The organism is Pseudomonas sp. WS 5410 (genome assembly GCF_012985645.1).
Taxonomy (GTDB): domain Bacteria; phylum Pseudomonadota; class Gammaproteobacteria; order Pseudomonadales; family Pseudomonadaceae; genus Aquipseudomonas; species Aquipseudomonas shahriarae.
Genome location: NZ_JAAQWS010000004.1, coordinates 235,016 through 256,693 on the forward strand (window position 1 = coordinate 235,016; position 21,678 = coordinate 256,693).

Here is a 21,678-nt window from a genome sequence, read left to right on the forward strand (position 1 = left end):
CTCTTAACTGAGCGGCAGCCGTTAGAAGGAAGGGGCTTGTTTGCGACGTTTCCACTGGCTCAGGCGTTGTTGCAACGCGGCAGGGCTGTCCAGCCCTTGCTGGCGGGCACGGCTGAATAGAATCAACATCAATTCTGCGGTGGCCAGAGCATCGGCGCTGGCGTGATGGCGTTCGCCCACTTGCAGGTTGAAATGGGTAATCCAGTCATCCAGGCCGGCTTCGCGGATATGCGCCTGGGGGCACAGCATGGGCGCCAGGTCTGCCACGTCGAGGAACGGATGGGTCAGGCGATAACCCAGGCTGTCCTTGAGCGCTCGGCCAAGCATGTGCTGGTCGAATGGTGCGTGGAACGCCAGCAGCGGGCTGTCGCCGACAAAGTCCATGAAGTCCAGTAACGCTTCGGCTGGATCGCAACCGGCGGCGATCGCACTGGGGCCCAGGCCATGGATCAGCACGCTGGGGCTGATTTTGTTGTCGGCCCGTTGCAGGGTACGTTCGAACTGCTGGGAAAAGTCGACCGCGCCGTCTTCGATCACCACCGCGCCAATCGACAGCACCTGGTCGCGATTGAGGTTCAGGCCGCTGGTTTCCAGGTCCAGTACCACCCAGCGCTGCTCGCGCAGACTGTGTTCGCCGAGTGCCTTGGGGGCAGCCAGTTGTTGCAGGCGCGCCTGTTGCTGGGCATTCAGGCCTGGCCGGGCAGGGCGCAGCCAACTGAACAGGCTCACAGCTGATACCTCAGGGCCAGGCTGCTTTGCAGGCGTTGGGCCTGGCGCAGGGATTCACGCAGGATGCGCCGGTCCAGGTGGTTGAGGCTGTCGGGGTCGACCCGGTTGGAGTAGGGCTGGTTCTCGCGGGTTTGCAACTGGTGCTGCTGCATGCGGGTTTGCTGGATAAAGTGGTAGGCCTCTTCATAGGCCGCGCCGTCCAGGCGTTCGATCACCTCTTTATCCACCAACTGACGCAAGCGCTCCAGGGTGTTGTTGGTGGCGATGCCATTGGCCAGGGCCAGCAGGCGGGCACCGTCGACGAAGGGCGTGAGGCCCTGCACCTTGAGGTCGAGGGTGGCCTTGTCCGAGCCTTTACGCGTCAGCACGAAGTCACGGAAGCGCCCCACCGGCGGACGCTGGCGCAAGGCGTTCTCGGCCATCATCCGTTGGAACAGGCGATTGTCCGCCACTTGCTCAAGCATGCCCTGGCGCAGTTGCTCGCAGCCTTGCTCATCGCCCCACACCACCCGCAGGTCGAAATAGATGCTGGACTTGAGCAGGTTCTCTGGCGTCGCTTCGCGGATAAATGCGGCAAAGCGCCGGGCCCATTCGGCACGGGACAGGCACAGCTCGGGGTTGCCGGCCATGATATTGCCCTTGCACAGGGTGAAACCGCACAGCGCCAGGCTTTGATTGATTTGCTGCGCCAGGGGCAACAGCAGGCCACGAATCTCGGCGGCGTGGGCGGCATCGCGGGCATCGAACAGGATGCCGTTGTCCTGGTCGGTGTGCAGCGTCTGCTCACGGCGGCCTTCGCTGCCAAAACACAGCCAACTGAATGGCACGCCGGGGTCGCCCTTGTCTGCGATGCTCAGCTCGATGACCCGGCATACCGTGTGATCGTTGAGCAGGGTGATGATATGGGTGATCTGGGTCGAGGACGCGCCGTGGGCCAGCATGCGCTCCACCAATTGGCTGATCTCGCCACGGATCGCCACCAGGTTTTCCACCCGTGGTGCATTGCGGATGGTGCGTGCCAGGTGGACCAGGTCAACCCGTTGCAGGGAAAACAGATCGCGCTCGGACACCACTCCACACAGGCGCCGGTCCTTGACCAGGCACACATGGGCGATATGCCGCTCGGTCATGGCAATCGCTGCGTCGAAGGCGCTGTGATCCGGGCTGAGGAAGAAGGGCGCCTGGGTCATATGCTGTTCGATGGCCTGGGTGAAATCGCTGGTGCCTTCGGCCACGACATGGCGCAGGTCACGCAGGGTGAAAATCCCCAGGGGCGCCTTGTGTTCATCGACCACCACAATGCTGCCGACCTGCTGCTCATGCATCAGTGTGACCGCCTCACGCAGCGGCGTCCGCGGGCTGCAGGTCACGGGGTGACGCATGGCCAGCTCGCCCAGGCGGGTGTTCAGCGAATACTGGGTGCCGAGGGTTTCCACGGCCTTTTGCTGGACTTGCTGGTTGACCTGGTCCAACAGGCTGCTGACCCCACGCAAGGCAAAGTCGCGAAACGGCCCGGACAGGGCAAACAACTTGATAAACGCCGGCTTGTTCAATTGCAGGCAGAACGTGTCTTCGGCGGCCTTGTGCTCAGTTCGCGTCGCCCGTTCCCCCAGTAGCGCGGCCAGGGGGAAGCATTCGCCGGTGGTGATTTCGAAGGTGGTTTGCGCCGAATCCGGCCGCTCGCCGATCACCCGCCCCTGTTTGACGATGTAGAAGTGCTCCACAGGGCCTGCCGACGGTTTGAGAATGCTCTCGCCGGGGCCGTAGAAGCGCAACTGGCACTGCTCCACCAGAAACGCCAGGTGGGCGTTTTCCATCTGATTGAACGGAGGGAAGCGTTGCAGGAATTGCAGGGTGCCGTGAATGTTCTGCAATACCGCAGTTTTCCCTGCCTGGGTGAAAGCATCAGCTTTACTCATAACCATGACCGCAGTTTTTTTGTCGTTATCGTCCCTCATGGTCGACCCCCACGCGGCGGGTGCCCATTGGACGTAAGTCTAGGTAGCTATCCGGCCTTCAATGACTAGGGAAAAACCTTACATGAATATCGTCCAGACCCCGTAGAACGCCCACTAGGAAAACTATCCGACGAAGTGCACATTGTTCGCCCTTCCGGTGATGTCTGACTTCTGTGCTGGGAGATTGAGTGCAACTGCTGAGAAATATATGCCCGACCAAGATATTTTGAGCGATGCCGAGCGCGAGGCGCTAAGCGCCGTGATGCTGGAGCCTGATCTACCGCCGCAGCGGGTACTGATCGTTGATGACGATAAAGATGCCCGTGAACTGTTGGCGGAGATTCTTGGGCTGGATGGCATTCGCTGCATGACGGCAGACAGCGGCGAGGCGGCCTGGGAACTCTTGAATGCCAGCACATCCATTGGTTTGTTGATCACCGATTTGCGCATGGCGCCCAGCAACGGCCTGGAACTGATCCGCAAAGTACGCGAGTCCACCCGGGCTGCGTTGCCGATCATCATCATGTCGGGGGATGCCGAGGCACCGGACGTGATCGACGCGATGCACCTGAGCGTGGTGGACTTTTTGCTCAAGCCGATTGATAGCGTGAAGTTGGCGAAGATGGTCAAACGCGAGCTGGGGATGGCGCAGTAGGGGGTGTTTTTACCGTTGGTCAGTACTGTCAGATTTCACAGTATCGGCGGTTTGAGTGGCGCTTGTTTAATCGTTGGGAGGGAGCTGGTTTGGGATCAGCGCCTCTAAATGACGCGAACAGGAGTTCATTATGAGTACTGAAAAAAACAACCCGCAACACAGCGCTAATATTCACGCCTCTATCAATGGTCAGCAGGAGGTTTTTTCTCCGAATCAGTTTTTTGGTATCCCTTCCCAGGTCAGAATGGACACAGATATTACTACCCACCTGACAATTAATTACGGCCAGGACCTGAAGAACGGGACTCATACCCTGACGCATACTCAGTTTGGAATTGAATATTTAGATGCAACCGGAAGCACATTCACTCATCCAGTTGCAGGCACCATCGTTGTGAAAGTCGTCGGTAATAACCATACCGGTCAGTTGATCGGCTTGAAGGTTGACGGAACGGGCTCAGGGCATGGCAGTAAGTTGGAGTTGTCGGGTAGTTACCTGATTGTGGTTTCAGGTTAAGCCTTGCAACATAAAAAAGCCCCGGTCATAGGACCGGGGCTTTTTCATTTCAATGACCAGTTACAAACCATTCTTGGCCTTGAACTCCCTACGCCGACGATGCAACACCGGCTCGGTATAACCATTGGGCTGCTTGGTCCCTTCAATCACCAACTCCACCGCGGCCTGGAACGCGATATTGCTGTCGAAGTCCGGTGCCAGCGGGCGGTACAGCGCATCACCGGCATTCTGCCGATCCACCACCGGCGCCATGCGCTTGAGGCTTTCCATGACCTGGGCTTCGCTGACCACGCCATGGCGCAGCCAGTTGGCAATGTGCTGGCTGGAAATACGCAGGGTGGCGCGGTCTTCCATCAGGCCCACATCGTTGATGTCTGGTACTTTCGAGCAACCCACACCCTGGTCGATCCAGCGCACCACATAGCCGAGGATGCCCTGGGCGTTGTTGTCCAGTTCGTTGCGGATTTCTTCCTCGGACCAGTCGGTATTCTGCGCCAGGGGGATGGTCAGGATGTCGTCCACCGACGCGCGTTCGCGCTTGGCCAGTTCGGCCTGGCGGGCGAATACATCGACCTTGTGGTAATGCAGCGCGTGCAATGCCGCGGCGGTCGGCGACGGCACCCAAGCGGTGTTGGCACCGGCCAGCGGGTGCGCGATTTTCTGCTCGAGCATGGCCGCCATCAGGTCGGGCATGGCCCACATGCCTTTACCGATCTGCGCACGGCCTTGCAGGCCGGTGCTCAGGCCGATATCGACGTTCCAGTTCTCGTAGGCGCCGATCCATTTTTCGGCCTTCATGGCAGCTTTGCGCACCATCGCGCCCGCTTCCATGGAGGTGTGGATTTCGTCGCCGGTACGGTCGAGGAAGCCGGTGTTGATAAACACCACGCGCTCGCTGGCCGCCTTGATGCAGGCCTTGAGGTTGACCGTGGTACGGCGCTCCTCGTCCATGATCCCGACCTTGAGGGTGTTGCGCGGCAGGTTCAGTACGTCTTCGATGCGGCCGAACAGCTCGTTGGTGAACGCCGCTTCTTCCGGGCCGTGCATCTTCGGTTTAACGATGTACACGGAGCCGGTGCGGCTGTTCTTGCGGCTGTTGTTGCCATTGAGGCTGTGGATCGCCGCCAGGCTGGTGATCAAGCCATCGAGGATGCCTTCGGGCACTTCATTGCCCTGGGCGTCGAGGATCGCGTCGATGGTCATCAGGTGGCCAACGTTACGCACGAACAATAGCGAACGACCATGCAAGGTCACGGCATTACCATCGACACCGGTGTAGGTGCGGTCGGCGTTCATGGTGCGGGTGAAGGTCTTGCCGCCCTTGGCCACTTCTTCGGCCAGGTCGCCCTTCATCAGGCCGAGCCAGTTGCGGTAGATCACCACTTTGTCATCGGCATCGACGGCGGCAACGGAGTCTTCGCAGTCCATGATGGTGGTCAGCGCGGCTTCCATCAGGATGTCTTTGACGCCGGCGGCGTCGGTCTGGCCGACCGGGGTGCTGGCGTCAACCTGGATTTCGAAATGCAGGCCGTTGTGCTTCAACAAGAGTGCGATGGGCTGGGCGGCGTCGCCCTGGTAGCCGATCAACTGGGCGTCGCTGCGCAGGCCGCTGTTGCTGCCGCCCTTGAGGCTGACCACCAGCTTGCCGTCGACGATCTTGTAGCCGGTGGAGTCAACGTGGCTGCCGGCGGTCAGTGGTGCTGCTTCGTCGAGGAAGGCACGGGCGAAGGCGATGACTTTGTCGCCACGCACCTTGTTGTAGCCCTGGCCTTTCTCGGCGCCGTTGGCTTCGCTGATGGCGTCGGTGCCATACAGTGCGTCGTACAGCGAGCCCCAGCGCGCGTTGGAGGCGTTGAGGGCGAACCGCGCATTCATCACCGGCACCACCAGCTGCGGGCCGGCCATGCGGGCGATTTCGTCATCGACGTTTTGGGTGGTCGCCTGGAAATCCGCCGCTTCTGGCAGCAGGTAGCCGATATCTTGCAGGAAGGCTTTGTAGGCCACCGCGTCGTGGGCCTGGCCGGCATGGGTCTGGTGCCAGGTATCGATTCGCGCTTGGAAATCGTCGCGTTTGGCGAGTAGGGCTTTGTTCTTCGGTGCCAGGTCGTGGATGACCTTGTCGGCACCGGCCCAGAACTGGTCGGCGGTCAGGCCGGTACCGGGAATGGCTTCGTTGTTCACGAAGTCGAACAGGACTTTGGCGACCTGCAGGCCACCGACTTGAACGTGTTCAGTCATTGCTTGCCTCACTCTGCGGAGCTAATTCGCTTTTCAGCTTTTCAATTTACCAATGAAGCCTCTGGCCATTTAAACCACAAACCCGGCACCAGTACATGCCATCACGGCGGCTGGGTGGTTCCAATCAACGGCGCAAGGCTTGCTGACGGGGTGTTCGGGGTTACGACGGCGCCTGGGCAGACATCGACCTAACGTTATGTAGTGCGCGCCGAGGCATACTACATGATGAGTTGCGGTTGTGAAAATTAGACTAAATACGTCGTTTAGCGACCCACTTTGGTTGTACGGTCACAGCGGGGTATGGGATGTTCTCAAAAAACCAATGGATTGTTCCAGATAAATATAAAAATGGTACACGATTTGTTTTTCCTCACCGCCATGCGATCAATGTAGGAGCTGGCTTGCCTGCGATGGCCTCTACACCGCAGCACCCGCATCGCCGGCAAGCCAACTGCCGCATGAGCCAACCGATACCCGTATCTGCCTATACTGGCTAATCCACAACAAGAGGGCTGTTGCCATGGACCATCTCGTACTCACCGTGATCGCCGCCGACAAACCCGGCGTGGTCGAACGTGTTGCCCACTGCATTGCCGAGCGCGGCGGCAACTGGCTGGAAAGTCGCATGGCCCATATGGCCGGGCAATTTGCCGGGATCCTGCGGGTCAGTGTGCCGATGGAAAACCGCAGTGAGCTGGTCAGCGCCCTGGAGGACCTGTCCACCCATGGCATCCGCGTGCTGGTGGGCGAGAGCAGCGGCGCGCAAGCCTCGGCGAGCAAACCGATCCTGATGACCCTGGTGGGCAATGACCGGCCGGGGATCGTGCGCGAGATCACCGCGCTGTTGAGCAAGCAAGGGGTCAACCTGGAACGCCTGAGCACCGACGTGCGTCCGGCGCCCATGAGCAGTGACCCGTTGTTCCACGCCGAGGCCGCGTTGGCGGTGCCGTCCAGCCTGGCACTGGACACGCTGCAAGCCGCCCTGGAAACCCTGGCCGATGATTTGATGGTGGAACTGCAACTGCGCAGCGAGGAATAACCGTCCACAGGGTTGTTCATCTAAATCTTGCATGGGCCTGTGGATAAGCTGTAGAGACCCGGCGCCAGGCCACGCCGGCCGTGGCGTGTAGTGTATTGAGCAAAAAACGAGCAATTTCAACGGCTTGTGCACAAACGCCGGGGATCAGGTTGTGGATAACCTTGGGGTGAAACCCTGTAAGCCACGCCGGCCGTGGCCTACAGGGTTTTGTACGTTATTTGATCAGCGTTTGCGCAGGCTCAGCCATGCATCAACGCTATACACCGCCAGCCCGGCCCAGATAAACACGAACGCCACCAGGCTGGCGGGGCTCATGTGTTCGTCGAACAACAGCACCGCTTGCAGCAGCACCAGGGTCGGCGCCAGGTACTGCAAAAAGCCCAGGGTGGTGTAGGGCAGATGCCGTGCCGCAGCGTTGAAGCAGACCAGGGGAATCAATGTCACCGGGCCTGCGGCCACCAGCCACCAGGCCTCGGAAGTACTCCAGAATGCCAGGTTGGCGCTATGGGCTGTGGGGTTGAGCAGCAGCCACGCCAGGGCAATCGGCACCAGCATCCAGGTTTCCACCACCAACCCGGGTAGCGCCTTGACTGGCGCTTGCTTGCGGATCAAACCATAGAAACCAAAGGTCAGCGCCAGCACCAGCGACACCCACGGCAAGCTGCCGACCTGCCACACCTGTTGCGCAACGCCCACGGCGGCCAGCCCGACGGCCACCCACTGCAAGCGCCGCAGGCGTTCGCCGAGGAGCAGCATGCCCAGTAGTACGTTGACCAGCGGGTTGATGTAGTAACCCAGGCTGGCCTCCAGCATGCGCCCGCTGTTGACCGACCACACATAGGTCAGCCAGTTGCCCGCGATCAATGAGCCGCTCAACGCCAGGATCGCCAGGCGCTTGGGGTTGTCCCGCAGTTCGCGCCACCAGCCGGGGTGTTTCCACACCAGCAACAGCAAACCGCCGAACAGCGCCGACCACAGTACGCGGTGGACGATGATTTCGGCCGCCGGGACGCTGGCGATGGCTTTGAAGTAGAGCGGGAACAGGCCCCAGATGACGTAGGCACTCAGGCCCAGAATGTACCCGCGACGCGGGTTGGCGGCTTGCATGCAGAATCCTTGCTTAGGCAGCTAACAATGCCGCAATTGTAAGGATGTTTGTCAGGAAATGCGTGCTGACTTTTTGTGGCGAGGGCACAAGCCCCTCGCCACAGCGAGGCCAGTGTCAGAACAGTTTCAGGGGCTCTTCGTTGAGCGCCGACAATTGCTCGCGCAGCGCCAGCACCTGGTCGCCCCAATACCGCTCGCTGCCAAACCACGGGAAGCTGTGCGGAAATGCCGGGTCATCCCAGCGCCGTGCCAGCCACGCGCTGTAGTGCATCAGGCGCAGGGCACGTAGCGGCTCGATCAGCGCCAGTTCGCGGGGATCGAAGTCGTGGAATTCCTGGTAGCCATCCATCAGCTCCGACAACTGCCCCAGGCATTCCTGGCGATCACCAGCAAGCATCATCCACAAATCCTGCACCGCCGGGCCCATGCGACAGTCGTCGAGGTCGACGATATGGAACATCTCGTCGCGGCACATCATGTTGCCGGGGTGGCAGTCGCCATGCATGCGGATGTTCTTGTGCGGCGTGGCGCTGTACACATCCTCCACACGCTTGAGCAGGTCACGGGCCACGGATTCGTAGGCAGGCAACAGGCTCTTGGGGATGAAATTGCCTTCAAGCAGGGTGTTCAGGGAGTCGTGACCGAAGTTCTTCACGCCCAGGGCTTCGCGGTGCTCGAAAGGGCGGGTGGCGCCGACCGCATGCAAGCGCCCGAGCAACTGCCCGAGGCGGTACAGCTGATCGAGATTGCCCGGCTCCGGCGCCCGGCCGCCACGACGGGGGAACAGGGTGAAACGAAAGCCCGCGTGTTCGAACAGGCTTTCACCGTTATGGATCATCGGGGCGACGACCGGGACTTCGCACTCGGCCAGTTCGAAAGTAAAGCGGTGTTCTTCGAGGATCGCCTCGTTGGTCCAGCGCTGGGGGCGATAGAACTTGGCGATCAATGGCTCGGAGTCTTCGATGCCGACCTGATAGACGCGATTTTCGTAGCTGTTGAGCGCCAATACGCGAGCATCGCTGAGGAAACCGATGCTTTCGACAGCATCGAGAACCAGATCGGGGGTCAATGTTTCAAACGGGTGGGCCATGCGAACTCCTGCGCGCAGCAGGTCGCCGCGTCCGGCCGGGTATGGTATCGCACCGGGCCTTGGATAGGTGGCGCGTGTGCCATTGCTATCGCAGGCAAGCCCACACAATGTTTCTGTGTACACCGCTCAAATGTGGGAGCGGGCTTGCCCGCGATGAGGCCCTAAAGATCACCTAAACCGGCGTACCCAACAGCACATTGCTCGGCGCAAACTGCACCTGAACCTGCGTGCCTTCACCCGCCCCCAGCGCCTTGAGCTGCTCGGGCGCCGCCAGCGCACACAGCACCAGGCCATTGGGCAAGGCAATGCGCACCTCACTGGGGCCATCCTCTGCATCAAGAACCGCCTCGACCTGGCCGCCAAAGCAGTTAAACCCAGGCACCGGCGCCTGGTCGGCAGCGATCAGCTCCAGCCAGCCGGCCTTGATCAATGCCACCACTTCAGTGCCGATTTCCAGCTCCAGGCGCAGCGTGCTGTCGTGGGTGATCTGTGCATCGAGGGTCAAGCCGCCGGCCAGTTCCAGGCGCACCCGGTCATTGCGACCATGGCTATCCATGGCGATCACCTGGCCATGCAATTGGTTACGCGCACTGGTGCGCAGCATCAGGCGGCCCAGCAGGTTGAAGTCGCTGGCGTCTTCGGCGGCCTCCAGCACTTGGGCTTGCAGGGTTTGCAGGCGCTGATACAGGCGCAACACCCGCTCGCCCTCTGCCGAGAGTCGCGCACCGCCGCCGCCCTTGCCGCCGACGCTACGTTCGACCAGTGGTTTTTGCGCCAGGTTGTTCAGTTCATCAATGGCGTCCCACGCGGCCTTGTAACTCAAACCCGCGCTTTTCGCCGCCCGGGTGATGGAGCCCTGTTCGGCGATGTGTTGCAGCAAGGCGATGCGTTGCGGGCGACGGACAATATGTTGGTTCAACAGCGACGGTAAAGGCATGGCGAACGGCTGCACACTGGCTTGGAATGCACCGGACGTTGCGGGCAGGCGGCGCCAGAGTCAAGTCATGTGCCGGGCTTGGGCGTGCGCGCCAGGCAGTACACGTCGACCTGGCGCGCGCCGGCGTGCAGCAGCAGGCGGGCCAGGCTGTGGGCGGTGGCGCCGGTGGTCAGCACATCGTCCACCAGCGCCAGGTGCTGGCCGCGCACCTGTGCGTCGGGGGCCAGGGCAAACGCCTTGAGTAAGTTGCGCTGGCGTTGTTTGGCTGCCAATTGTTGCTGGGCGATGGTGTCTTGAGGGCGCAACAGCATGTGTTCATCCAAGGCCAGGTCGAGGTCTTGGCTTAGCCAGCGGGCGAGCATGGCGGCTTGGTTATAGCCGCGCTGGCGCAGGCGTTTGGCGGCCATCGGTACGGGAAGCAGGCGGTCGGGGCGGGTCAGTTCGGCGTTGTCGAAGCCGTCTTGCAGGCATTGTCCCAATAGATTGGCCAACAGATGGCCCAGAGGCCATTTGCCCTGATGCTTGAAGCGGCTGATCAGGCTGTCCACCGGGAAGCTGTAGGTCCAAGGTGCGGTCACCTGATGGAACGCCGGCGGTGAGCGCTGGCATTCGCCGCAGATCAGCCCGCTCATCGGCAGCGGCAGGGCACACACGCGACAGCCGTCCGTCAGCCACGGCAGATCGAGTTCGCAGGCGTTGCACACCGTTGAAGGCGAGTCGGTGGCTTCATCACAGATCAAGCAAGCTTGGTTGCTTTTTGACCAGATGTAAACTTCGTGTTTGTGCCTGGGTTGACAGTGCATGAATCTTCCTTAAATATGCCGAGCATCCGTGTCGTGCCTGTGGGTATTGCCCTGCCCACAGCGCTTGCCCAAGCATAAACAAGGAATCGCCCATGAGCGCCAGCCTCACTGCCACTCTGCGTCACGACTGGTCTTTGGCCGAAGTCAAAGCCCTGTTCGTCCAGCCGTTCAATGACTTGTTGTTCCAGGCGCAGACCGTGCACCGCGCGCATTTCGATGCCAATCGGGTGCAGGTGTCGACGTTGCTGTCGATCAAAACCGGTGCCTGCCCGGAAGATTGCAAATATTGTCCGCAGTCGGGCCACTACAACACCGGCCTGGAAAAAGAAAAACTGATGGAAGTGCAGAAAGTCCTCGAAGAGGCTGCGCGCGCCAAGGCCATCGGTTCGACCCGTTTCTGCATGGGCGCGGCCTGGAAGCACCCGTCGGCCAAAGACATGCCTTATGTGTTGCAGATGGTCAAAGGGGTGAAGGCCATGGGCCTGGAAACCTGCATGACCCTTGGCCGTCTCGACCAGGACCAGACCGAGGCCCTGGCCCAGGCCGGCCTCGACTACTACAACCACAATCTGGACACCTCGCCGGAGTTCTACGGCTCGATCATCACCACCCGCACCTACAGCGAGCGCCTGCAAACCCTGGCGTATGTGCGTGATTCGGGGATGAAGATCTGCTCGGGCGGCATCCTCGGCATGGGCGAATCCCTGGACGATCGCGCCAACCTGCTGATCCAACTGGCCAACCTGCCGGAGCATCCGGAGTCGGTGCCGATCAACATGCTGGTCAAGGTGGCCGGTACGCCCCTGGAAAATGCCGAGGATATCGACCCGTTCGACTTTATCCGCATGCTCGCCGTGGCGCGCATCCTGATGCCGAAATCCCACGTGCGCCTGTCCGCCGGCCGCGAGGCAATGAATGAGCAGATGCAGGCCCTGGCGTTCTTTGCCGGTGCCAACTCGATTTTCTACGGTGACAAATTGCTGACCACCGCCAACCCGCAGGCGGACAAGGACATGCAACTGTTCTCGCGCCTGGGCATCCTGCCGGAAGCCCGCGAAGAGCATGCCGATGAAGTGCACCAGGCGGCGATTGAGCAGGCGTTGGTCGAGCAGAAAAGCAGCGAGCAGTTCTACAACGCCGCCGTCTGACCCCCATCTCCCTATTGGAATGCAATCCAAATGTGGGCGGTGGCTTGCCTGGGATAGCGATCTATCAGTCACCTGATGTATTGACTGACCCTGCGCTATCGCAGGCAAGCCAGCCCCTACAGTGGGTCGAGTTCAACCTGATCTACCGAGGCCAGCATGTCTTTCGATCTCGCCGCGCGCCTCGCTGCCCGCCGTACAGACCATCTCTATCGCCAGCGCCCACTGCTGCAAAGCCCCCAGGGGCCGCAGGTGGTGGTAGACGGCAAGCCGCTATTGGCCTTTTGCAATAACGACTACCTGGGCCTGGCCAATCATCCGCAAGTTATCGAAGCCTGGCAGGCCGGGGCTTCCCGCTGGGGCGTTGGCGGGGGGGCTTCGCACCTGGTGGTCGGCCATAGCACCCCGCATCATGAGTTGGAGGAGGCCCTGGCCGAGTTCACCGGGCGCCCGCGTGCGTTGCTGTTCACCACCGGGTATATGGCCAACCTCGGCACCGTCACCGCATTGGTGGGGCAGGGCGACACGGTGCTCGAAGACCGCCTCAACCACGCGTCCCTGCTGGATGCGGGTTTGCTCTCCGGCGCGCGATTCAATCGCTATCTGCACAACGATGCGCTCAGCCTGGCCAAGCGCCTGGAAAAAGCCAGCGGCAATACTCTGGTGGTCACCGACGGTGTGTTCAGCATGGACGGCGACCTGGCGGACCTGCCGGCGCTGGCCCGCGAAACCCGGGCCAAGGGCGCCTGGCTGATGGTGGATGACGCCCATGGCTTCGGTCCGTTGGGCGCCACGGGGGGCGGGATTGTCGAGCATTTCGGCCTGAGCCAGGAGGATGTGCCGGTGTTGGTCGGCACCCTGGGCAAGGCCTTCGGCACCGCCGGGGCGTTTGTGGCTGGCAGTGAGGAACTGATCGAAAGCCTGATCCAGTTCGCCCGCCCATACATCTACACCACCAGCCAACCGCCGGCGCTGGCCTGCGCGACCCTGAAAAGTCTGGAGCTGCTGCGCAGCGAGCACTGGCGACGCGAGCATCTGTGCACGCTGATCCGTCAGTTCCGCCAGGGCGCCGAGCAGATCGGCCTGGAGCTGATGGACAGCTTCACGCCGATCCAGCCAATCATGATTGGCGACAGTGCCCGGGCGATGCGCCTGTCCCAGATGCTGCGCGAACGCGGGATCATGGTCACGGCCATCCGCCCGCCCACGGTGCCGGCCGGCAGCGCGCGCTTGCGCGTGACCTTGACCGCCGCCCACAGCGAGGCGCAGGTACGACTATTGTTAGACGCATTGGACACGTGTTTGCGTTTGTCAGGCCGGGAGTCCGACCATGCGTGATCGACTGATATTGCTCCCCGGCTGGGGCCTGGGTGTCTCGCCGCTGGAGCCTTTGGCCGCCGCCTTGCGCGGTTTGGACGAGCACCTGCGGGTAGATATCGAACCGTTGCCGGCGCTGGCGGGCAGCGACCTTGACGAATGGCTCGACGAACTCGACGCCACCTTGCCCGATAACGCCTGGCTGGGCGGCTGGTCGTTGGGCGGGATGCTCGCCTCTGAGTTGGCGGCACGGCGTGGCGAGCGCTGCTGTGGCCTGCTGACCTTGGCCAGCAATCCATGTTTTGTGGCGCATGAGGGCTGGCCCAGCGCGATGCCGGCGCAGACTTTCGATGCATTCCTGGCCGGTTGCCATGCCGACTCGCAAGTCACCCTCAAACGTTTCGGCCTGCTGTGCGCCAAGGGCACGCAAGACCCACGGGGCATTGCGCGCTTGCTGGTCAGCAGCGCGCCGGCTACCCCCTCCAGTGTGCTGATGAGCGGCCTTGAACTGCTCGCGCAACTGGATACTCGCGAGGCCTTGCAGGCCTTTCGTGGCCCGCAGTTGCATTTGTTTGCCGGCCTGGATGAGTTGGTGCCCTGTGAGGCGGCTATTGAGTTGTTGAAGTTGCTGCCAGATGTCGAAGTCGGTCTGATTGAACAGGCTGGCCACGCTTTCCTACTGGACAACCCCCACGGAGTGGGGGGGGCGATCCAGGCCTTTTTGCATGAGTGCGGTGATGACTGATTTGTCCCATCCTCCACTGCCGGGCGCCTTGCCCGACAAGCGCCAGGTCGCGGCGTCGTTTTCCAGGGCGGCGGCCAGTTATGACAGCGTGGCTGCGTTGCAGCGTGATGTGGGCGGCGAACTGCTGTCCCGTCTGCCGCCAGCCTTGCTTCCCCAGCACTGGCTGGACCTGGGGTGCGGCACCGGGTATTTCAGCCGCGCATTAAACAGTGTATTCCCCGAGGGCCAGGGCCTGGCGCTGGATATCGCCGAAGGCATGCTTAATCACGCCCGGCCATTGGGCGGTGCTGAGTACTTTATTGCCGGGGATGCCGAGCGCTTGCCGTTACAGGATGCAAGCTGCGAGTTGATCTTCTCCAGCCTGGCAGTGCAGTGGTGTGCTGATTTTGCCGCGGTGCTCAGTGAAGCCCGGCGCGTGCTGCAGCCTGGCGGTGTGCTGGCGTTTGCCAGCCTGTGCGTCGGCACCCTGGACGAACTGCGCGAAAGCTGGCGGGCGGCGGATGGGATGGTGCACGTCAATCGCTTCCGCCCGTTCAGTACTTATCAACAGCTGTGTGCGGACAGTGGCTTGCGTGTGGTCAGCCTGGAGCAACGTGCCCATGTGTTGCATTACCCGGATGTGCGCAGCCTGACCCACGAATTGAAAGCATTGGGCGCGCACAATCTGAACCCGGGGCGCCCCGGTGGCTTGACGGGCCGGGCACGGGTTGTTGCACTGGTGCAGGCCTACGAGCAGTTTCGCCAGACCCAGGGGCTGCCGGCAACCTATCAAGTCGTGTACGCCGTATTGGAGAAACCATTATGAGCGCCGCCTATTTCATCACCGGCACGGACACCGATGTCGGCAAGACCACCGTCGCCGCAGGCCTGCTGCATGCCGCACGGCAAGCGGGCAAGAGCACGGCTGCCGGCAAGCCGGTGGCCTCGGGCTGCGAAGTGACCTCCCGTGGCTTGCGCAACGCCGATGCCCTGGCCTTGCTGGCCGAGTGCTCGTTGCCGCTGGCTTATGCCGAGGTCAACCCACTGGCCTTCGAGCCCGCCATCGCGCCGCATCTGGCGGCCCGTGAAGCCGGTGTGGCGTTGACCGTGCAAGCGCTGCTCAAGCCAATGCGGCACATCCTCGATAAACACGCGGACTTCACCTTGATCGAAGGCGCAGGCGGCTGGCGCGTGCCGCTGGCCGATCAGCACAACCTGTCCGACCTGGCCAAGGCCTTGGGGCTGCCGGTGATCCTGGTGGTGGGCGTGCGTCTGGGCTGCATCAATCATGCGTTGTTGAGCGCCGAAGCCATCGCCCGGGACGGTTTACCGCTGGCGGGGTGGGTGGCCAATATCATCGACCCGAAGACCTCCCGTCTGGAAGAAAACCTCGCCACCTTGGCCGAACGCCTGCCGGCGCCCTGCCTGGGCCGAGTGCCAAGGCTCAAGCAGCCCACGGCGGAAGCAGTGGCCGGGTACCTGCAACTGGACTTGCTTGATTAGTTTTTCCTAGCGATAAGGCATTATGCCATTAGTGTTATTGACGGGCCTTTTGCCAGATTGTCTGCTTCAATAAGGGTTCACGATTTATTGCAAGGCAGGTTCGCCATGGAAATCTCTGGAAGCAGTGCGTTTTATTCAGGCCTGAGCACTATTCAGGCCGGGCAGAACCGTGTCGACCAGGCCGCCGGCAAAATCGCCAGTGCCGCCACCGGCCAGCCTTCGGATGCCCAGAATGATCGCTTGCAGGCGGTCAATCGCGGCCAGCCGACCGACTCGGCGAGCAATATGGTGGAACTGGCCGAAGGCAAGTTTCAGGTGGAGCTGGGCGCAAAAGTCGCCAAAGCTTCCGACGAAATGCTCGGCACGTTGATCGACACCTACGCCTGATCCCCCCCTCGCGATATGGCGGGAGCTTTTCCTGTGGCAAGCCCGTTCGCCACAACCGCCTGATTCTCCCATCTTCCTCTCGTTGAAACGTCGTGCGGCATCACGCTGCAGGCCTCGTCGCGCCTGGCGTTGACCTGCGTCATGACAAACGGCATCCGCTGGGCGCTTGACAAGGATTGGGCGTAAACGTATGTTTCAAACAACTGTTTGACCGCTACAACAAATCCACGCGGTTGTTCATTCCAGGATTCATCAGCAGAGGTTTATCGCTATGCCTGACTACAAGGCCCCCTTGCGTGATATTCGCTTCGTTCGTGACGAACTGCTCGGCTACGAAGCGCACTATCAGAGTCTGCCGGCTTGCCAGGACGCTACCCCAGACATGGTTGACGCCATTCTCGAAGAAGGCGCCAAGTTTTGTGAGCAAGTGCTGGCCCCGTTGAACCGCGTCGGTGACATCGAAGGGTGCACCTGGAGCGAGTCAGGCGTTAAAACCCCTACTGGTTTCAAAGAGGCCTACAAGCAATTTGTCGAAGGCGGCTGGCCGAGCCTGGCCCACGACGTCGCGCACGGCGGCCAAGGCCTGCCGGAATCCCTGGGCCTGGCCGTCAGCGAGATGGTCGGTGAAGCCAACTGGTCGTGGGGCATGTACCCAGGCCTGTCCCATGGCGCGATGAACACCATTTCCGAGCACGGTACCCCCGAGCAGCAGGATGCCTACCTGACCAAACTGGTCTCGGGCGAGTGGACCGGCACCATGTGCCTGACCGAACCGCACTGCGGCACCGACCTGGGCATGCTGCGCACCAAGGCCGAGCCTCAGGCCGACGGTTCCTACAAAGTCTCCGGGACCAAGATCTTCATCTCGGCCGGTGAACACGACATGGCCGATAACATCGTCCACATCGTACTGGCCCGCCTGCCGGATGCTCCGGCTGGCACCAAAGGCATTTCGCTGTTTATCGTGCCTAAGTTCCTGCCCAACGCCGATGGTTCGGTGGGTGAGCGCAACGCGGTGTCCTGTGGTTCCCTGGAACACAAGATGGGCATCCACGGCAACGCCACCTGCGTAATGAACTTCGACGCGGCCACCGGCTACCTGATTGGCCCGGCGAACAAAGGCCTGAACTGCATGTTCACCTTTATGAACACCGCTCGTCTGGGGACCGCACTGCAAGGCCTGGCCCACGCCGAGATCGGTTTCCAGGGTGGCCTGAAATATGCGCGTGACCGTCTGCAGATGCGCTCCCTGACTGGCCCGAAAGCGCCGGACAAGGCCGCTGACCCGATCATCGTGCACCCTGATGTGCGCCGCATGCTGCTGACCATGAAAGCCTTCGCCGAAGGCAACCGTGCGATGGTGTACTTCACCGCCAAGCAAGTGGATATCGTCAAGTACGGCACCGACGACGAAGCCAAGAAACAGGCAGATGGCCTGCTGGCGTTCATGACCCCGATCGCCAAGGCGTTCATGACCGAAGTCGGTTTTGAGTCCGCCAACCACGGCGTACAGATCTACGGCGGCCACGGTTTCATCGCCGAGTGGGGCATGGAGCAGAACGTTCGCGACAGCCGCATTTCGATGCTGTACGAAGGCACCACGGGCATCCAGGCCTTGGACCTGCTTGGCCGTAAAGTGCTGATGACCCAGGGCGAAGCGCTCAAGGGCTTCACCAAGATCGTGCACAAGTTCTGCCAGGCCAACGAAGGCAACGCAGCGGTCAGCGAGTTTGTCGCACCGTTGGCTGCCCTGAACAAGGAATGGGGCGAGTTGACCATGAAGGTCGGCATGGCTGCCATGAAGGACCGTGAAGAAGTCGGTGCCGCGTCCGTGGACTACCTGATGTACTCCGGTTATGCCTGCCTGGCGTACTTCTGGGCCGAGATGGCGCGCCTGGCTGCTGAAAAACTGGCTGCCGGCACCAGCGAAGAAGGCTTCTACACCGCCAAGCTGCAGACTGCGCGCTTCTACTTCCAGCGCATCCTGCCGCGCACCCGCACCCACGTAGCCACCATGCTGTCGGGCGCCAACAACCTGATGGACATGAAAGAAGAGAACTTCGACCTGGGCTACTAAGCCCCGGCGGGTTCCCTGCCAAGCCGCCGCTCTTTCGGGAACGGCGGCTTTTTTGTGGGCGCATGAAAAAACCTGAGTAGCGCGCTCAGGGATTGCGCCTGGCTGCCGTTACAGTGGTGGCAATGTGATACGGGTCACATTGAGTGTGCTTAACTGTGTTCAGTGAAGGCACTGTGCCATCTTTTTTATGGGTCGGAGCTTTACCCTTGTCGCGCGCGTCTGCTGTACGTTTCAGTCATTTCCTACCGTCGTTGCTGTTATTGCTGGCGGGGTTGTCGGCTGCTTACGTCAAGGACCTCAACGTCTTCTTCACCTCCCTGTTCAATGTCCTGCCGACCTTGGTGCTGTTGCTCGGGGGGGCCTATTGCACGGTGTACCGTCGCCAGCGTGAGCTGTTCTTGATGGTGACGGTGTATGTCGCCTACTTCCTGCTGGACACCCAGACCGATTTCTACCGCGACCATGGCCGTGTGCGCGAAGACGCCGCCGTGGTGTTCCATCTGGTGTGCCTGCTGTTGCCGATGCTGTTCAGCATTTATGCCCTGTGGCAGGAGAAAACCCACCTGTTCCGCGACTTTGTCGCACGCTGTGCGGTGCTGCTCGCCGTAGGCAGCGTAGCCCTGGGCCTGGAGCAGAGTTACCCAGGGCCGTTGCTCAACTGGCTGGCGGAAATTCGCTGGCCGGCGTTGCATGGCACGTGGATGAGCTTGATCCAACTGTCGTACCCGATGTTCCTGCTGGGCTTTGTCGCACTGGCGGCCCAGTACTGGCGCGAACCGCGGCCGTTGCATGCGGCACAGCTGGTGGGATTGCTGGGGATGTTCTGGATGTTGCCGCAGACCTTTATCCTGCCGTTCACCCTGAACATCATGTGCAGCCAGGTGATGTTGATGATTGCTGCAGGTGTGTCCCACGAGGCTTATCAGATGGCCTTTCGCGATGAACTCACCGGCCTGCCCGGACGCCGCGCCCTCAACGAGCGTATGCAGCGCCTGGGGCGCAACTATGTGCTGGCGATGAGCGACGTCGACCACTTCAAGCGATTCAACGACACCCATGGCCACGACGTCGGTGACCAGGTGCTGCGGCTGGTCGCCAGCAAACTGTCGAAAGTCAGCGGCGGAGGCCGGGCCTATCGGTATGGCGGCGAAGAGTTTGCTGTGGTGTTTGCCGGCAAGACCCTGGATGAATGCCTGCCGCACCTGGAAGAAATCCGCGAGATCATTGCCAACTACCACATCAAGTTGCGTAACCCCGACAGCCGCCCCCAGGACGATCACCAGGGGCGCCAGCGCCGTTCGGGCACGGGGGCGAACAGTGTGTCGGTGACCGTGAGCATCGGCGTCGCCGAGCGCCAGGCCGAGCAGCGCACCCCCGAAGAAGTGCTCAAGTCCGCCGACCAGGCGCTGTACAACGCCAAGGGCGCCGGGCGCAACTGTGTGGTGGCGGCCGGCCAGAACCGCCGTGGCGCGGTGCGCATGCAGGGCGCTGCCGGTTGAGTGATGGTGGTGTATTCAGCGTCTGTACAGTGATTGTCCGGGGCTCCTGGCGGCAGTAGGTTTGAGTCATCTGCCGCCGGAGACATCACCATGCCTGCCTATAAAGCTCCCCTGCGCGATATGCGCTTTCTGATTGATCACGTGTTTGATTTCCCCGCTCACTACGCTGCTTTGGGCGCCACCGAGGCCAGCCCGGACATGGTCAGCGCAATCCTCGAAGAAGGCGCGAGGTTCTGCGAGAACGTGCTGGCGCCGTTGAACCGTCCGGGGGACGAAGAGGGCTGCCATTTCGACAATGGCGTGGTGACCACACCCAAAGGTTTCAAGGAAGCGTTCGCGCAATACGTCGAAGGCGGCTGGCACGGCCTGGCGGCGGATCCGGCCTACGGCGGGCAGGGCTTGCCGTCTTCCCTGGGCTTGGTGCTCAGCGAGATGATCGGCTCCAGCAACACCTCCTGGGGCATGTACCCCGGCCTGACCCACGGCGCCATGTCGGCGATCCACGCCCATGGCACTCAAGAGCAGAAAGACACCTACCTGACCAAGCTCACCGCCGGCCAGTGGACGGGCACCATGTGCCTGACCGAAGCCCACTGCGGCACTGACCTTGGCATCATCAAGACCCGCGCCGTGCCCCAGGCCAATGGCAGCTACGCGGTGACCGGCAGCAAGATCTTCATCTCGGCCGGCGAGCACGACATGAGTGAAAACATCATCCACCTGGTGTTGGCCAAGTTGCCGGATGCGCCTGCTGGCACCAAGGGTATTTCGCTGTTTATCGTGCCCAAGTTCCTCGCCGATAGCGGGGCGCGTAATGGTGTCAGTTGCGGCTCCATCGAGCACAAGATGGGGATCAAGGCTTCGGCCACCTGCGTGCTGAATTTCGATGGTGCCGAGGGCTACCTGATCGGCGAGGCCAATAAAGGCCTCAATTGCATGTTCACCATGATGAACCACGCGCGCCTGGGCACCGGCATGCAGGGGCTGTGCCTGGGTGAAGCGAGCTTCCAGGGCGCGATCAAGTACGCCAACGACCGCCTGCAGATGCGCGCCCTGACCGGCGCCAAGGCCCCGGACAAACCGGCGGACCCGATCATCGTGCATCCCGATGTGCGGCGCATGTTGCTGACCATGAAAGCCTTCAATGAAGGCAACCGCGCCCTGACGTACTTCACCGCGCAACTGCTGGACACCGCACACCTGAGCGACGACCCGCAGCAACGCCAGGAAGCCGAGGATTTGCTGGCGTTCCTCACGCCGATCTGCAAAGCCTTTATGACCGAGACCGGCCTGGAAGTGACCAACCACGGCATGCAGGTGTTCGGCGGCCACGGTTTTATCCGCGAGTGGGGCATGGAACAGTTGGTGCGCGATTGTCGCATCGCGCCGATCTATGAAGGCACCAACGGCATCCAGGCCCTGGATTTGCTGGGGCGCAAGGTGCTGGGCAGCCAGGGCAAGTTGCTGCGCGGCTTTACCAAGATTGTGCATAAGTTCTGTGCGGCACATGCCGAACACCCGCAACTCAAGGCCCAGGTTGCACAGCTCAACGAGCTGAACCAGCAATGGGGCGAGTTGACCACCAAGGTCGGCATGGCCGCGATGAAAAACCCTGATGAAGTCGGCGCCGCCGCCCTGGATTATTTGATGTACAGCGGTTACATCATCCATGCCTACCTGTGGTTGCGCATGGCCCTGGTGGCCCAGGCGCAATTGGACGCGGGCAGTGGCGATGGGGATTACGCCCGGGGCAAGCTGGTGACCTGTGAGTTTTATTTCAAGCGCCTGTTGCCGCGCACCAGTGCCCATCGTGCGGCGGTGGAGGCGGGCAGTGATTGCCTGATGAGTTTGCCCGCCGAATTGTTCGCCTTGTAACTGTTGGCGTGACTGTAAAATACCAACTGGTCACAAGCAGACCCTATGTGTCACAAAAGTTGTTCGGTTACACTCTGG

General features: G+C 61.3%; 19 protein-coding genes. 12 read left to right on the plus strand and 7 right to left on the minus strand.

What is annotated here, in order from left to right; genetic code table 11:
• Positions 1–21: 21 nt before the first annotated feature.
• On the minus strand, positions 22–729 hold the full coding sequence (locus HBO24_RS08700; RefSeq protein ID WP_170045195.1) for a 3'-5' exonuclease: 708 nt from the start codon (positions 727–729) through the stop codon (positions 22–24).
• A complete protein-coding gene (locus HBO24_RS08705; RefSeq protein ID WP_057440285.1) occupies positions 726–2,648 on the minus strand; it encodes a putative nucleotidyltransferase substrate binding domain-containing protein in 1,923 nt (640 codons plus the stop codon). The genes HBO24_RS08700 and HBO24_RS08705 overlap by 4 nt, the downstream gene beginning before the upstream one ends.
• A 247-nt stretch (positions 2,649–2,895) precedes the next feature.
• Between HBO24_RS08705 and HBO24_RS08710 the strand changes: the two genes are divergently transcribed.
• On the plus strand, positions 2,896–3,342 hold the full coding sequence (locus tag HBO24_RS08710) for a response regulator (RefSeq protein WP_057440286.1): 447 nt from the start codon (positions 2,896–2,898) through the stop codon (positions 3,340–3,342).
• A gap of 130 nt (positions 3,343–3,472) precedes the next feature.
• Entirely contained in the window at positions 3,473–3,859 is a 387-nt protein-coding gene (locus HBO24_RS08715) for a hypothetical protein (protein ID WP_057444311.1), read from the plus strand.
• 60 nt (positions 3,860–3,919) lie between these two features.
• Here HBO24_RS08715 and HBO24_RS08720 read toward each other — a convergent pair whose 3' ends face one another.
• Complete coding sequence (locus HBO24_RS08720) at positions 3,920–6,097, minus strand: malate synthase G (RefSeq protein WP_057440287.1); 2,178 nt, start codon at positions 6,095–6,097, stop codon at positions 3,920–3,922.
• Between the two features lie 520 nt (positions 6,098–6,617).
• Between HBO24_RS08720 and HBO24_RS08725 the strand changes: the two genes are divergently transcribed.
• Positions 6,618–7,136 (plus strand): ACT domain-containing protein, encoded by a 519-nt coding sequence (locus tag HBO24_RS08725; RefSeq protein ID WP_057440288.1) that lies wholly within the window; start codon positions 6,618–6,620, stop codon positions 7,134–7,136.
• Between the two features lie 222 nt (positions 7,137–7,358).
• Here HBO24_RS08725 and rarD read toward each other — a convergent pair whose 3' ends face one another.
• From rarD to HBO24_RS08745, 4 genes are all read right to left on the minus strand, one after another.
• The gene (gene rarD, locus HBO24_RS08730) at positions 7,359–8,243 is read right to left on the minus strand and encodes an EamA family transporter RarD (protein WP_057960816.1); all 885 of its coding nucleotides are present in this window, start codon (positions 8,241–8,243) and stop codon (positions 7,359–7,361) included.
• 115 nt (positions 8,244–8,358) lie between these two features.
• Positions 8,359–9,333 carry a serine/threonine protein kinase gene (locus HBO24_RS08735; RefSeq protein WP_032858595.1) on the minus strand — a complete coding sequence of 325 codons (975 nt, stop codon included), beginning with the start codon at positions 9,331–9,333 and terminating at the stop codon, positions 8,359–8,361.
• Between the two features lie 172 nt (positions 9,334–9,505).
• Complete coding sequence (locus HBO24_RS08740) at positions 9,506–10,270, minus strand: TOBE domain-containing protein (RefSeq protein WP_057440346.1); 765 nt, start codon at positions 10,268–10,270, stop codon at positions 9,506–9,508.
• 65 nt (positions 10,271–10,335) lie between these two features.
• Entirely contained in the window at positions 10,336–11,073 is a 738-nt protein-coding gene (locus HBO24_RS08745; protein ID WP_057440289.1) for a ComF family protein, read from the minus strand.
• Positions 11,074–11,165: 92 nt separating this feature from the next.
• Between HBO24_RS08745 and bioB the strand changes: the two genes are divergently transcribed.
• The 9 genes from bioB (at position 11,166) to HBO24_RS08790 (ending at position 21,600) form a co-directional block, all read left to right on the plus strand.
• Positions 11,166–12,221 carry a biotin synthase BioB gene (bioB, locus tag HBO24_RS08750; RefSeq protein ID WP_057440290.1) on the plus strand — a complete coding sequence of 352 codons (1,056 nt, stop codon included), beginning with the start codon at positions 11,166–11,168 and terminating at the stop codon, positions 12,219–12,221.
• A gap of 156 nt (positions 12,222–12,377) precedes the next feature.
• Positions 12,378–13,556, plus strand: coding sequence for an 8-amino-7-oxononanoate synthase (bioF, locus tag HBO24_RS08755; protein WP_169990393.1), 1,179 nt, complete (start codon positions 12,378–12,380; stop codon positions 13,554–13,556).
• A complete protein-coding gene (locus HBO24_RS08760; RefSeq protein WP_170059558.1) occupies positions 13,549–14,280 on the plus strand; it encodes an alpha/beta fold hydrolase in 732 nt (243 codons plus the stop codon). The genes bioF and HBO24_RS08760 overlap by 8 nt, the downstream gene beginning before the upstream one ends.
• Positions 14,273–15,085, plus strand: a complete 813-nt coding sequence (bioC, locus tag HBO24_RS08765) for a malonyl-ACP O-methyltransferase BioC (RefSeq protein WP_057444307.1) — start codon at positions 14,273–14,275, stop codon at positions 15,083–15,085. Before HBO24_RS08760 ends, bioC begins: the two co-directional genes overlap by 8 nt.
• Positions 15,082–15,762, plus strand: a complete 681-nt coding sequence (gene bioD, locus HBO24_RS08770; protein ID WP_057440293.1) for a dethiobiotin synthase — start codon at positions 15,082–15,084, stop codon at positions 15,760–15,762. The genes bioC and bioD overlap by 4 nt, the downstream gene beginning before the upstream one ends.
• A 105-nt stretch (positions 15,763–15,867) precedes the next feature.
• A complete protein-coding gene (locus HBO24_RS08775; RefSeq protein WP_057960810.1) occupies positions 15,868–16,149 on the plus strand; it encodes a hypothetical protein in 282 nt (93 codons plus the stop codon).
• A 271-nt stretch (positions 16,150–16,420) separates the two neighbouring features.
• Positions 16,421–18,226 (plus strand): phenylacyl-CoA dehydrogenase, encoded by a 1,806-nt coding sequence (locus HBO24_RS08780; protein WP_057440295.1) that lies wholly within the window; start codon positions 16,421–16,423, stop codon positions 18,224–18,226.
• 206 nt (positions 18,227–18,432) lie between these two features.
• Positions 18,433–19,725, plus strand: coding sequence for a GGDEF domain-containing protein (locus HBO24_RS08785; protein WP_170059559.1), 1,293 nt, complete (start codon positions 18,433–18,435; stop codon positions 19,723–19,725).
• A 90-nt stretch (positions 19,726–19,815) separates the two neighbouring features.
• On the plus strand, positions 19,816–21,600 hold the full coding sequence (locus HBO24_RS08790) for an acyl-CoA dehydrogenase C-terminal domain-containing protein (RefSeq protein WP_057960808.1): 1,785 nt from the start codon (positions 19,816–19,818) through the stop codon (positions 21,598–21,600).
• The last annotated feature ends 78 nt before the right edge of the window (positions 21,601–21,678 follow it).

What these genes read in the sequence shown, in the direction of transcription:
- HBO24_RS08705 (WP_057440285.1), bottom strand. Translation starts at nt 2,648, where the DNA reads ATGAGTAAAGCTGATGCTTTCACCCAGGCAGGGAAAACTGCGGTATTG.
- HBO24_RS08710 (WP_057440286.1), top strand. Translation starts at nt 2,896, where the DNA reads ATGCCCGACCAAGATATTTTGAGCGATGCCGAGCGCGAGGCGCTAAGC.
- HBO24_RS08715 (WP_057444311.1), top strand. Translation starts at nt 3,473, where the DNA reads ATGAGTACTGAAAAAAACAACCCGCAACACAGCGCTAATATTCACGCC.
- HBO24_RS08720 (WP_057440287.1), bottom strand. Translation starts at nt 6,097, where the DNA reads ATGACTGAACACGTTCAAGTCGGTGGCCTGCAGGTCGCCAAAGTCCTG.
- HBO24_RS08725 (WP_057440288.1), top strand. Translation starts at nt 6,618, where the DNA reads ATGGACCATCTCGTACTCACCGTGATCGCCGCCGACAAACCCGGCGTG.
- rarD (WP_057960816.1), bottom strand. Translation starts at nt 8,243, where the DNA reads ATGCAAGCCGCCAACCCGCGTCGCGGGTACATTCTGGGCCTGAGTGCC.
- HBO24_RS08735 (WP_032858595.1), bottom strand. Translation starts at nt 9,333, where the DNA reads ATGGCCCACCCGTTTGAAACATTGACCCCCGATCTGGTTCTCGATGCT.
- HBO24_RS08740 (WP_057440346.1), bottom strand. Translation starts at nt 10,270, where the DNA reads ATGCCTTTACCGTCGCTGTTGAACCAACATATTGTCCGTCGCCCGCAA.
- HBO24_RS08745 (WP_057440289.1), bottom strand. Translation starts at nt 11,073, where the DNA reads ATGCACTGTCAACCCAGGCACAAACACGAAGTTTACATCTGGTCAAAA.
- bioB (WP_057440290.1), top strand. Translation starts at nt 11,166, where the DNA reads ATGAGCGCCAGCCTCACTGCCACTCTGCGTCACGACTGGTCTTTGGCC.
- bioF (WP_169990393.1), top strand. Translation starts at nt 12,378, where the DNA reads ATGTCTTTCGATCTCGCCGCGCGCCTCGCTGCCCGCCGTACAGACCAT.
- HBO24_RS08760 (WP_170059558.1), top strand. Translation starts at nt 13,549, where the DNA reads ATGCGTGATCGACTGATATTGCTCCCCGGCTGGGGCCTGGGTGTCTCG.
- bioC (WP_057444307.1), top strand. Translation starts at nt 14,273, where the DNA reads ATGACTGATTTGTCCCATCCTCCACTGCCGGGCGCCTTGCCCGACAAG.
- bioD (WP_057440293.1), top strand. Translation starts at nt 15,082, where the DNA reads ATGAGCGCCGCCTATTTCATCACCGGCACGGACACCGATGTCGGCAAG.
- HBO24_RS08775 (WP_057960810.1), top strand. Translation starts at nt 15,868, where the DNA reads ATGGAAATCTCTGGAAGCAGTGCGTTTTATTCAGGCCTGAGCACTATT.
- HBO24_RS08780 (WP_057440295.1), top strand. Translation starts at nt 16,421, where the DNA reads ATGCCTGACTACAAGGCCCCCTTGCGTGATATTCGCTTCGTTCGTGAC.
- HBO24_RS08790 (WP_057960808.1), top strand. Translation starts at nt 19,816, where the DNA reads ATGCCTGCCTATAAAGCTCCCCTGCGCGATATGCGCTTTCTGATTGAT.